Source organism: Paraburkholderia sp. BCC1885, from assembly GCF_900996235.1.
In the GTDB taxonomy this organism is placed as follows: Bacteria; Pseudomonadota; Gammaproteobacteria; order Burkholderiales; family Burkholderiaceae; genus Paraburkholderia.
The window spans coordinates 46,318-57,372 of record NZ_CAAJGM010000206.1 but is presented as its reverse complement, the minus strand read 5'-3'; the positions used below and the strand labels follow the sequence as shown (position 1 = coordinate 57,372).

16 protein-coding genes and 1 tRNA gene are annotated in these 11,055 nt (G+C 58.0%); 4 read left to right on the top strand and 13 right to left on the bottom strand.

What is annotated here, in order from left to right:
- Positions 1–46: 46 nt before the first annotated feature.
- On the bottom strand, positions 47–265 hold the full coding sequence (locus FQ755_RS17940) for a hypothetical protein (RefSeq protein ID WP_144156184.1): 219 nt from the start codon (positions 263–265) through the stop codon (positions 47–49).
- A 251-nt stretch (positions 266–516) separates the two neighbouring features.
- Positions 517–765, bottom strand: a complete 249-nt coding sequence (locus FQ755_RS17935; protein ID WP_144156183.1) for a hypothetical protein — start codon at positions 763–765, stop codon at positions 517–519.
- A 541-nt stretch (positions 766–1,306) separates the two neighbouring features.
- Between FQ755_RS17935 and FQ755_RS17930 the strand changes: the two genes are divergently transcribed.
- Positions 1,307–2,005, top strand: coding sequence for a hypothetical protein (locus tag FQ755_RS17930; protein ID WP_186308573.1), 699 nt, complete (start codon positions 1,307–1,309; stop codon positions 2,003–2,005).
- Positions 2,006–2,330: 325 nt separating this feature from the next.
- Here the strand turns inward: FQ755_RS17930 and FQ755_RS17925 are convergent, their stop codons facing one another.
- From FQ755_RS17925 to FQ755_RS17915, 3 genes are all read right to left on the bottom strand, one after another.
- Positions 2,331–2,714, bottom strand: coding sequence for a hypothetical protein (locus tag FQ755_RS17925; RefSeq protein WP_144156181.1), 384 nt, complete (start codon positions 2,712–2,714; stop codon positions 2,331–2,333).
- A gap of 134 nt (positions 2,715–2,848) precedes the next feature.
- Positions 2,849–3,058 (bottom strand): Arc family DNA-binding protein, encoded by a 210-nt coding sequence (locus FQ755_RS17920; RefSeq protein WP_222105749.1) that lies wholly within the window; start codon positions 3,056–3,058, stop codon positions 2,849–2,851.
- Between the two features lie 10 nt (positions 3,059–3,068).
- The gene (locus FQ755_RS17915) at positions 3,069–3,374 is read right to left on the bottom strand and encodes a hypothetical protein (protein ID WP_144156179.1); all 306 of its coding nucleotides are present in this window, start codon (positions 3,372–3,374) and stop codon (positions 3,069–3,071) included.
- A 34-nt stretch (positions 3,375–3,408) separates the two neighbouring features.
- Here FQ755_RS17915 and FQ755_RS17910 point away from each other — a divergent pair, with 34 nt between their 5' ends.
- The 3 genes from FQ755_RS17910 (at position 3,409) to FQ755_RS17900 (ending at position 5,119) form a co-directional block, all read left to right on the top strand.
- Positions 3,409–4,305 (top strand): LexA family protein, encoded by an 897-nt coding sequence (locus FQ755_RS17910; RefSeq protein WP_144156178.1) that lies wholly within the window; start codon positions 3,409–3,411, stop codon positions 4,303–4,305.
- Positions 4,302–4,508, top strand: coding sequence for a hypothetical protein (locus tag FQ755_RS17905; RefSeq protein WP_144156177.1), 207 nt, complete (start codon positions 4,302–4,304; stop codon positions 4,506–4,508). The genes FQ755_RS17910 and FQ755_RS17905 overlap by 4 nt, the downstream gene beginning before the upstream one ends.
- A 383-nt stretch (positions 4,509–4,891) precedes the next feature.
- Positions 4,892–5,119 carry a hypothetical protein gene (locus tag FQ755_RS17900; protein ID WP_144156176.1) on the top strand — a complete coding sequence of 76 codons (228 nt, stop codon included), beginning with the start codon at positions 4,892–4,894 and terminating at the stop codon, positions 5,117–5,119.
- Between the two features lie 104 nt (positions 5,120–5,223).
- Here FQ755_RS17900 and FQ755_RS17895 read toward each other — a convergent pair whose 3' ends face one another.
- The 8 genes from FQ755_RS17895 to FQ755_RS17870 form a co-directional block, all read right to left on the bottom strand.
- The gene (locus FQ755_RS17895) at positions 5,224–5,802 is read right to left on the bottom strand and encodes a hypothetical protein (RefSeq protein WP_144156175.1); all 579 of its coding nucleotides are present in this window, start codon (positions 5,800–5,802) and stop codon (positions 5,224–5,226) included.
- Positions 5,799–6,185 carry a DUF3592 domain-containing protein gene (locus FQ755_RS38685; protein WP_409937522.1) on the bottom strand — a complete coding sequence of 129 codons (387 nt, stop codon included), beginning with the start codon at positions 6,183–6,185 and terminating at the stop codon, positions 5,799–5,801. The genes FQ755_RS17895 and FQ755_RS38685 overlap by 4 nt, the downstream gene beginning before the upstream one ends.
- Positions 6,182–6,655 (bottom strand): Hcp family type VI secretion system effector, encoded by a 474-nt coding sequence (locus FQ755_RS17890; RefSeq protein ID WP_144156174.1) that lies wholly within the window; start codon positions 6,653–6,655, stop codon positions 6,182–6,184. The genes FQ755_RS38685 and FQ755_RS17890 overlap by 4 nt, the downstream gene beginning before the upstream one ends.
- 414 nt (positions 6,656–7,069) lie before the next feature.
- Positions 7,070–7,225 carry a hypothetical protein gene (locus FQ755_RS37440; protein WP_186308572.1) on the bottom strand — a complete coding sequence of 52 codons (156 nt, stop codon included), beginning with the start codon at positions 7,223–7,225 and terminating at the stop codon, positions 7,070–7,072.
- On the bottom strand, positions 7,222–7,815 hold the full coding sequence (locus FQ755_RS17885; RefSeq protein WP_144156173.1) for a hypothetical protein: 594 nt from the start codon (positions 7,813–7,815) through the stop codon (positions 7,222–7,224). The genes FQ755_RS37440 and FQ755_RS17885 overlap by 4 nt, the downstream gene beginning before the upstream one ends.
- 232 nt (positions 7,816–8,047) lie before the next feature.
- Positions 8,048–8,138 (bottom strand) — tRNA-Ser (locus FQ755_RS17880).
- 150 nt (positions 8,139–8,288) lie between these two features.
- On the bottom strand, positions 8,289–9,581 hold the full coding sequence (gene serS / locus FQ755_RS17875; RefSeq protein WP_144156172.1) for a serine--tRNA ligase: 1,293 nt from the start codon (positions 9,579–9,581) through the stop codon (positions 8,289–8,291).
- Between the two features lie 74 nt (positions 9,582–9,655).
- Positions 9,656–10,969: a replication-associated recombination protein A gene (locus tag FQ755_RS17870; protein WP_144156171.1), complete on the bottom strand. Its 1,314-nt coding sequence runs from the start codon at positions 10,967–10,969 to the stop codon at positions 9,656–9,658.
- Positions 10,970–11,055 lie beyond the last annotated feature (86 nt).

Genomic DNA, 11,055 nt, shown 5'->3' with positions numbered 1-11,055 from the left:
AGTGCGGTGGGTTGAGTTGCCTAAAGCAACGCCCTAAAGCAACGCCCTAATCCCACATGTTCCGAAATGCGACGGCCACGATGACCGGCACGCACAGGACCAGCGGAATGGCGAAGTACGGCACTTCGAGATCGACGTAGTAGCTATAGACCAGCCACCCCACACCCGCGCCAAGCGTTGCGATCGCGACCAGCCACGTCAGGACGGTCAGCGTCCGTCTGGACGGTTGCTTGCGCGGCCGCCGATCGGGAGGAGAGGTTTTCATCGCAGTATCAGAGGGCTTGTTGCGGGTGACAGGGAGTAATTTTACTCCGACAGACAAGCAGCAAGCAGGTGCGCGATCTATCTTCGAGGCAACGGCAACGACGCATCAAGCAAAAAGCCCCACAGAATTTCTTCTGTGGGGCTTTTTTATGTTCTTGGCGGAGGGATGTTCCGTTAGATCGACACGACTAGCGCCACTCTCAGCCGGCGCTAGTCATTTACCGCCAACCTGCCCGCCTTACTCGCTGAGTGTCAAAACCTGTAGCCGTTGCAGCCGACTTCCCAGTCCGCGCCGTCTAATCGTTCGAGATATAACTTCCGGCTCTGCGATACATTCACTTCGAACTGTCCGCTAGGCCCATTTAAGACTGCTGGACTTTGATCGCCATCGAAACGGTACAAAAGTGCTTTCGCCCCCGGAGGCGACTTGTATGTGATCGTCGCGGTGATTGCATTTGGCGGGATCGCCGATTCTAGATTGAACTCCAATTTATTCGTCATGATGTGTCCCCGTTTTCTGGATTCATCATAGGCAAACATTTCCGACAAAGCCAAGGAATGGGCAGAATAGACCGCCGCTACTGGGGGTGAAGGCGCGTGGGATCGTCTTGTAAGGCTGGCGACCGCACGGTTGATGGCTGCATAGCGGAGATCTTGCCGCCTGCAAGGCTAAAATATGGACTTGCGTGATTCCTAAGTCCATTTTCGGACTCCATCAGTCCAGACGGACTAACACATGCGTTAGATTGACCCCGTGGCGACAAATCGGTGCAGATCAAAGGCTTTTGACTTATACTTTCTGCATTCCCTTATGAATTGGTCCGCACGCCTGTGCGGAAACGGCAATGACCACCCGCGCGTCCTCGGTGTCCAGTGATGATATCTTGCGTGCCGCAAAAAGCGAGCGCCAAGAGCGGTCGCGTCAGCTGGTCAGAAGCGGTGCCAGATCGCAAGAATCGATGTTTCTGATCCCCGCTGCAATAGCTCGGAACGCCGTCGTTCGACATCGGACGAAAAGCTTTTGATTGGCCGCGAAGTCCCTGTGACAGGGGAACTCCTGAGAAGAATACTCGATGGTGCCACTGCGGACTCAGTTTTGGTTGGCGGCCAAGCTTTGGCCTTTTGGCTTCTTCACTATGGCATCAATTCTTCGTTCGCTGATGGCGTCGGCGCTATAACAGACGACGCCGATTTGCTTGGCACGCGCGAAGACGTCAAGTCAATTGCAAGAACCACCGGCGGCGTGCCTGAATTCCCAGATAAGCGCAGCATTACAGCGTTGGTAGGCATGGTTAAGATACCTGTCGATGATGGGTTTGCCAATGTCGACGTTATCTGGCGCCTCGTGGGCGTAGAGGCAGCCGATGTAAGAGAGCACGCGTCAGAAATCGAGTACGACGATATCGAGTTCTGCGTAATGCATCCTCTCGACGTTCTTGCCAGCAAAGTCAGCAACCTTGCTACACTCGCGTCAAAGCAGGACGAACAAGGAGTCATGCAAGCAAAGCTGGCCATTTCCGTTGCTCGCGCTTATATCGAAGAAATTGCGGGGAACACAGAAGAGCCGCGGCGTGTTCTTAAGGCCATCAATCGCGTTGTAAAGCTCGCGAAACGATCTGTCGGGCGACGTGTCTCGCGCGACTACGGCCTCTCATTCATCGAGGCCATACCAAAAGACGTTGTGACGTTCGATAACTTCCATCAGATCCGATGGCCACGCCTCGTAGGCGAGATCAAATAGCCGTGCGGACCTTGCTTCCGCCGCGGCACTAATCAGTTCAAGGCCCTAAGCACCCGGCCTGGATATACCCGCCATCGACCCGCCAAATTCTCCCGCTATTCGGGTATGAACTGCGCAACTCCTTGCAGAAGAAAACTGATCGTCAACAACGCGAGCCCCAGTCTCTGGAGCAAATGTCGACGGTCGTTGGCCTTTTTAATGGCGTCGTTCCCGGCGCGTCCATGAAATAGAAACCAGGGACAACAAGCCCGAACGTCCCTTTGTACATCAGCTGTACCTGCGACGCCGATGGCGGCACTCGCCATGTTCAAAGCTTTGGTGATGTTCATTGGCTGGTTGGGCGATGAGGACCGACGGGGCAGAGCTTCGCTTCCCACACCAATACGGAGCGGACGATACCGGAGAGCGGGCGCGATTGGCCGGAATCGAAGGTCACCGTAATCACTGTTCCCGTGTTGTAAGGCGCCGTGGCATAAGCCGCACCCATGTAGGCACCCCCAATGCGCCGGATCTGTCCCGCCTTCGATACTTGGCGGGGTGCCTTTTTCGCGGTTGACAGTTTGGCGTGCTTCGACGCGTCGGCGATATCGCGTATCAGGGCGAAGTCAGGACAGGCGCTGATCAATTCGGCGCGGACCTGATCGACGAGCCCATCCATCACTTTGCGATCTCCCCCGATGTAACCTTCGAGCGCGATATGATCGGCCATGTGGTACAGGACGATTGCAGCAAGCCTACCTCTCCGCACGTTCAGGTGATCGCTTAGATATTCCTCTGCCGTTGGCCTGACAACAGATGTAAAGAAATCGATAGCGGACGCTCTTGTGGCGTGGCGCATGCTGGTTAGCGCTTGCCGCGCTTCTTTTCCCGCTCATCCAGCACCTGCCCCACCTTCTCGGCGAACAGGTCGAACGTGTGCTCGTCTATCGGGCCGGTCGCGCCTGCCACGCTTTCCTCGAGGCGTTTAACGACCTCCGCATTTAGCGAGCGATTGTTCTCAAGAGCTGCTTCGGTGAGCACGTCTTTCAATTCGACCGGCAGGCGTAGTTTCATCTGGGGATCTTCACGGGTCATAGCCAAATAATAATGGACCACGGTGGTTCATACTGGGCCATGCACTCGAAACAGTGCCAACCCCAAAGGAGCCAGCCATGAAGACCACCCAGTTCAAGATCGGCCAACTCTGCGCGTCGGCCATCAAAGCGTCAATGCAGCTCTCGATGCCTTCTATCGACTCGAAAGCCTGCTCAGCGCAATCGATCGGCTGGCTGACGAACCGCACAACATCACAACGATCTCGGGACTCGCCGATATCGGCCTCAGCATCGCGCACGAGCTGGCAGGCCGGCTCGATCGTGCGCTTGTCCATATGGCCTGCAATGCAACCGAACTGGAGATAAAGAATGGCTAAGATCGATTTCTCGAAGCAGTCGTTGCGCATCACTAACAACAGCATGTTCGATCCGGCGCATCCTCACGACAGCTTTATCCTCGGCGATAAGGTCGTTGTCAACGCGAATCGGGAAGCAGAAGATGGCGATTTCGTGATTGTTGAGCATGGTGACGCTATGTCGCTCATGCAAATGGTTATCTCGGATGGCGAACGCCTCTTTCGGTATCTGAATCCGGCATGGCCAGATACTCTGAGGGCGGTCGAAGCAGAAGTGGTCGGTGTTGTTTCCGAATTGCACCGCCCCTATGGCATGGATATGACTGGTCCGCTCACATGGCTTGGTGATGACATCGGACTCAATGATTCGCCGACGTACATCAACCTCGGCGATGGCAACGGCCATTCCCAAATGGTATCTCTCGAAGATGCGCTGGCCGTCATCAATCAAATCGACCAGTCCGGATATCAGCGGATTTCAGAGGCGCTCCCCTTCGCTGTGGAACACGGACATTTGTGTGCGAAGGACCAAGCGGCGTGGAACGATGCCATGCCGAGCATTTCGGCTTGGCTTGTTAGGCACGATCAGACGCAATTCGTTGTGTACGCACCGGAGGGCACAGCCTATTGGCCACCCGAGGCTACGCTCCTTGACGCTCGTCTTTTGATCGCTGAGCGCAGCGTGCGCCCAGACGAGCCCGGTTGGGCGATTGTGCCACTTCCCCTCGCGCTGCCCTACGGTAGTTCAGGATTGTTGGGTCGTCGTGAGCTGCCGAAGGGTGCCATCCTGGACACAGGCACGGGTGAAAATAGCGACTTCAAAATTGCCGCGCTCGCGTCGATTGGCCGTACTGCTGGCGGCGTCGGCGGAGAGATCGAAGCCTCAGCGCATGAACGCGAACATGCATGAGCCGCTCCCGGTACAAGGGAGCCGCCGCGAAACGCGGTTCTGGCGGCTTCCAGGCCATCCCGAATGCCGTGTACGAGTCGGATGCATTCCTGGGCCTGTCGCACTATGCACGGTCGCTTCTATGGGACTTCGCGTTCCAGTTCAAAGGCGACAACAACGGACGGCTGGTCTGCACTTGGGATTTGATGAGCCGACGAGGGTGACGGTCCCGCGAAACCTTGGCAAACGCCAAGGCGGAATTGCTTACCGCGCAATTGATCGCCGAGACGCGCAAGGGCGCGCGACCGAGCCGGGCGTCTTGGTACGGCGTCACATGGCTGGCGCTCGATAAGATCGACGGCATGCACATCGACGCCAGAGCTTTCCCTCGGGGAGCGTACCGCCGATTGGTCCTGATAAAAAACACGGCTGGCGGGGATCAGGAGGCCCTAGTGTCACGGGAGGCGTGATAAGGGCCGCGTGCTCTGTCACGGCTGCCGTGACACTAGGGCGTGCTTCTGGCGATCTCTCTATCACGGCAGGCGTACTGTTATCTAGATATGCCATCTATCACGCTGTTTAACACCTCCTGATCGAGGTACTGACAATGCCTGAAAACAAGAAAACAATGATCGACGTGCGGCAACGAATCCTGCAACTCGAGCGGCGTCGCAGTGAACTCTGGTCGCTGGCCGGTGGATGTGCAGCGGCGGCGCGAACCTACGAACGCTTTCTGTCCGGCGAGAGGTGCCCATCGCGGGCATCGCTGCTTGTGGCGGCCGACGATGGCATCGACCTCACCGCATCATCCCGTCATATTGCAGTCTGGGCATAAGCGTACGTTGTCACCCGGTTTCAAGTGGTACTTCGATTGGCTCCACGGCATACACAGCCCCCTTTCGCTCGGATAAGTGTCGGCATTGCGCTCACGGGCCTCGCCTAATCGTCCGCGTAAAGCCCTTTGTACTTTATTTGTCCGAGCATAAATGCAAATCCGGTCGCATCCTGCAACCCCTCATTTACTCCTGTCATTATTAAAGCCGCTGGCGCGCTCCGAATTGCCATGCCAATTAAATCTGGCTTTGTTATGCCGAAGAGAAGAAGGTCAACATTTATACCTAAAAGCATAAATGAACCTGTCCCGCCAAACAGATAACCTGCCGCACCCTCAAGGTAAATTGTCCCGCCCTCAAGGTTTTTCGGATTAACGATATCTGCGCCCTTAAAAGAATCTGTTAAATAAAGCCATCCGGTACTCGTAAAATCGGTAGTAGACCCCGATCCACTTAATTCACCCTTGTTAACAATAACCTTCGGCAGTGCAAATCGTGGAACGCGCAGCAATGAAGAAAGTCCGCGAGAAATACCCATTCCGAAGCCGCTGTAGGTGTACTCATGTGTTTGCCCAGTTGGCGCGTCAAGGGCGAACATTCCACCTTCGGAATTGAATGCGCCGAAGCCGATTCCGGCCCCAGCGCTAGTGTCGAAATTCCATTTGCTTTTTCTTAAAACTATCATCGAAGCCCCTTCCTAAGTCGCTCGCCTCTTAGCCCCGCGTCTAGAAAACCAATCGCCAAGATCAATATGAAGGCTGAAGGAGCCCATAGATCAAGCGCGCTATCAATCACAGCGGAGCCACCTGGATCACTTGGCCTATATCGAATCAATACGGATTGACCGATCTCGAATGATCGAAGCGTGCCAGTAGGCCGCTCATAATGCTGCCCATTGGGCGCATCGAAGGCGATTCGCGGATGATGTCCGCCACCATTCGAACGAACTACCGTGCCTGTCGTCACGCTCGACGACAGGTGGAAATCGACGGCCGAATATATTAAAATTGCGGCTGCGACAGAGGCGCAACCCCCTATCGCGAGCGCGAGATAGTTTGGACGTTTCACCGTTCAAGGTTCTCTTTTATGTCGAAGCTAGCTGTGACGGTGCCCGCGCTTCCACCAATCGGACTCTGTAGCGTGTACTCGTTCTTTACCCGAGCAAAGGACAGCGTGACATGCTCGTAATAATTTCCGCCAGTTACGATCGGCTCGACTCCCGTGATAACGACATCGCCCATCGTGATTTTCAGGAAGTCGAGCGGTACGCCTCCCGCTTTGCGCGTCGATAGAACGACCTTGGGAATGTGGCGACCGGTCAGGCAGTAGCGCATGAGATTCGGGCTCGCACGGTCTATCTGATGGATGAATTCAAGGTCTTTAATGGTGGCCTTGCCCGCGCCGCCGCCCGATCCTGACATCATGGATGACTGTTGGGACATATTCCAACGCCAGCTATTAACTTCGATTTCGTCCGCGTGGGTGGCGTCCTGCGATTCGCCTGCGATTCCGTCAATCTTGATAAAAATATCGGCCATTCTGTTTCCAGTTATGTGTATGTGCTTCCAGCGTACGTCGTATTTCCGAGCGCATTTGTGAAGAAAGTTTAATTTTCGGGTCGTTGTGACTGGCAATACCAAACCCGGCTTGTTGCGTCAACACCGTTCAGAGCCGATTCAATCATGGCGGAGTAAACCTAGCAGATTACCGAACATCCATGTTTTTGAGATATCCGCCATGCTTCACCTTCTAAACGAAAGGCGCGCGCCGGAGTGGCGCGGCATGTCGGTATTAAATTGGCGCAACCGGGCCGTGAATAGCTGGGCGGGTTCAGAAAACCCACCCCTGCTAAAGGCCAAAGGGGTGGGTAGGTTTGTGCCGAAGGGGTGGGTGGGTTTGGGCGCACCCCACGTGGAAACCCAATACTGGCAGGGCTTCAGGGGGTGGGTAGGTTACTGGCTGGGAGTCTTCGGCGCGCCGCCCGACGGTTGCCAGTTGGCGACCTTGGCAACTTCATCGATGCCGGTCTCGTTCGGGTTGCCGTCCTCGTTGGTCAGGTCGAACTCTGCCGCGTGCTCGCGAAGCCATTTCCTGATCGCGTCCTTCACGCTCTTGCCGCTGGCCTGCGTGACTGCCAGCCACGCATTGACGGCTGCGGCGAGCTTCGGCGCGTAGCGTGGGTGTTTGGGGTTGAGTCCGGCGCATCCGTCGCACCGGGAAAGAAGAATCCCGTTGTTACCCCACGTGACGCAAGCCAGTCACGAACGTCGGCAATAGCGACGGTTGTCAGAGCCCAATTAGGCGAGACGCGATAAATAAGAGTACGCGCCCTGATCGCATGGGGCTCGGCAACGTCCCACGCCTCGGCGGCGTCATCGTCCCTGACCCTGACTTTCTGTGCATACGCTTCACCGTCTCCCGGCTCTTCGTCCCAACCCCGTTCCCAGGCCGAGCGACGTATCGTCGCTTTCAGCAGCTTGGCCATGACCGCATTTTCAAGGGCAGTTTGCGCCGTATGCACCCACGTGATGCCGTCACTATCGGTCAGGTTGGTTTCGGGGTTCCTGAAGAACTGGCGGGACTCATCAATGGAGTGCGGGTCAAAGCCGGCGATCAGCGCAGCAGCGTCCTCGACGCTAACAGGATCGACCAGACTCCACAGTGGATTGATTTCCTTGTACGCATACGGGTCGTTCACATTGCCTCCCGAAGCCTTCCGGTCGGACCGACGATCTTGCCGCCATAGACAAACTCGCGCATACCGGACATAACCGGATTCTAACGGAGTGTTGCGGTAGCAAAACACGAAACGCGAAGCGCCGCCAAACACAGAACGAACGCCAGTTTGCGCCCGATGATGGGCTGATTGATGGGCCAGAAAAACAAAAACCCCGCAAGCCTTTGACTTTACGGGGTTTTTCTCAATTCTTTGGCGGAGAGGGTGGGATTCGAACCCACGGTACGGGGAAACCGTACGCCTGATTTCGAGTCAGGTACATTCGACCACTCTGCCACCTCTCCGGGATACTGCCTTGTTACCACCTCTCCGGCATTGGTCGGCGACCGGAGAAGCGAAGATTATAGAAGATTTTTTGAATTTTACAAGCCCTCCTCCGAACAAATTTCGGAGCCGGAAAATTCACATCTCCTGCGTTGCAGGCAAGGCTCCGTTCAGAATCCCGCTTCGAGGCGGGCCACGCCGCCCATGTACGGACGCAGCACTTCAGGCACCGTCACCGAGCCATCCGCGTTCTGGAAGTTCTCCAGCACAGCGACGAGTGTACGGCCCACGGCCAACCCCGAACCATTGAGCGTGTGGACGAGTTCCGGCTTGCCCTGCGCGTTGCGGTAGCGGGCTTGCATCCGGCGCGCCTGGAACGTTTCGGTATTCGAGCAACTCGAGATTTCGCGATAAGTGTTCTGCGCCGGTAGCCAGACTTCGAGGTCATAGGTCTTGGTCGCCGAGAAGCCCATGTCGCCAGTGCACAGCGTGATCACGCGGTACGGCAACTCGAGCTTCTGCAGAATCGCCTCGGCATGGCCGACCATCTGATCGAGCACGTCATACGACGTTTCCGGCGCGACGATCTGCACCATCTCGACCTTGTCGAACTGATGCTGGCGGATCATCCCGCGCGTATCGCGTCCATACGAACCCGCTTCCGAACGGAAGCACGGCGAATGCGCGGTCAGCTTGATCGGCAGCGCGTCCGCTTCGACGATGCTCTCGCGCACCGTGTTGGTTAGCGAAATTTCCGACGTGGAAATCAGGTATTGCGTCACCGTATTCTCGGCGCCGCCCTTCTCGACGCGGAACATGTCGTCGGCGAACTTCGGCAACTGGCTGGTGCCGTACAGAATCTCCGGATTGACGATGTAGGGCGTGTAGATTTCCGTGTAGCCGTGCTGCTGCGTGTGCGTGTCGATCATGAACTGGGCGAGCGCGCGATGCAGCCGCGCGATCTGCCCGCGCAGCATCGTGAAGCGTGCGCCGGAGAGCTTCGCGCCCGTTTCGAAATCGAGGCCGAGCGGCGTGCCGACATCCACGTGATCCTTCACGTCGAAGTCGAACTGGCGCGGCGTGCCCCAGCGGCGCACTTCGACGTTGTCCGCCTCGCTCTTGCCGGCCGGCACACTTTCGTGCGGCAGGTTCGGCATGCCGAGCATCAGATCGGACAGACGGTTCTGGATGTCTTCGAGCTGCACGCCCGACGCCTTCATCTCGTCGCCGAGGCCGCCCACTTCGGCCATCACCGCCGAAGTGTCCTCGCCCCGCCCTTTCATGGCGCCGATCTGCTTGGACAGGCTGTTGCGGCGGGCCTGCAGCTCTTCGGTGCGGGTTTGAACGGCACGGCGTTCCGCTTCGAGGGCGGTGAAAGCCGCCACGTCGAGGGTATAGCCGCGGTCGGCGAGGCGTCTGGCGACGCCGTCGAGGTCTTTGCGCAGCAGCTGGATGTCGAGCATGGGATGGGGCGGGGATTCGTTGGTTGAATCTGGGATTTTAGCGCACCGGCGCGGACTGCCGGTGCATCCGCGGCTCAGTTCTTTTTCGGCTTGTTTTCGCTGCGCCATTGCGCGTCGAGTTCGGACAGACGCGCGAGCTTCTCGCCGATCCTGCCTTCGAGGCCGCGCGGCGTCGGCTCGTACCAATGCGGCTCGCGCATGCCGTCCGGCAAATAGGTCTCGCCGGCCGCGTAAGCGTCCGGTTCGTCGTGCGCGTAACGGTACTCGTGGCCGTAGCCGAGTTCCTTCATCAGCTTGGTGGGCGCGTTGCGCAGATGCACCGGTACGCCGCGCGACTGGTCCTTGCTGACGAAGCGCCGCGCCTCGTTGTACGCCATGTAGCCGGCGTTCGACTTCGGCGCCACCGCCAGATAAATGATGGCCTGCGCCAGCGCGAGCTCGCCTTCGGGCGTGCCGAGCCGCTCATAGGTTTCGGCGGCGTCGAGGGCGATGCGGGCGGCGCGCGGGTCGGCGAGACCAATGTCTTCCCAGGCCATCCGCACGATGCGGCGCGCCAGATAGCGCGCATCGGCGCCGCCGTCGAGCATCCGGCAGAACCAGTAGAGCGCGCCATCCGGATTGCTGCCCCGCACGGACTTGTGCAGCGCGCTGATCTGGTCGTAGAACGCGTCGCCGCCCTTGTCGAAGCGGCGCAGGTTTTCGGCCAGCGCGCTGCCCAGCAGCGTGCCGTCGATCTCGCGGGTCTTCTGCTGCGCGGCGGCCCGCGCGACGATTTCGAGATTGTTGAGCAACTTGCGGCCGTCGCCGTCGGCCGAGCCGATCAGCGCGTCGCGGGCTTCGTCGGTGAACGTCAGGCCGCCGAGCTCCTGTTGCGCGCGTTCGAGCAGCTCGCCCTGCTCGTCGTCGTCCAGACTCTTCAGCACGTAGACCGCGGCCCGCGAGAGCAACGCGCTGTTCACCTCGAACGACGGATTTTCCGTTGTCGCCCCTACAAACACGAACAGCCCCGACTCGACGTGCGGAAGGAACGCGTCCTGCTGGCTCTTGTTGAAACGATGCACTTCATCGACGAACACCAGCGTCTGATGCCCGTGCGCGCGATGCACCTGCGCAGTCTCGACGGCTTCGCGGATATCCTTGACGCCTGAGAGCACCGCTGAAAGGGCGATGAATTCGGCGTGAAAAGCGTCGGCCATCAGGCGCGCGAGCGTAGTCTTGCCGACGCCGGGCGGCCCCCAAAGGATCATCGAATGGGCCTCGCCCGACTCGAACGCGACCCGCAACGGCTTGTTCGGACCGAGCAGATGCTTCTGCCCGATCACCTCGTCGATAGTGCGGGGACGCAGCCGCTCAGCGAGCGGGACATTGGCACGGGTTTCTTCAAACATGGCGTTTTGTGGATAATCTCGGCTTTCCGGGCTTGGCTCGGCACATGACGCAGACCCAGCACACGACGCGCCTGGCCAGCGATAGC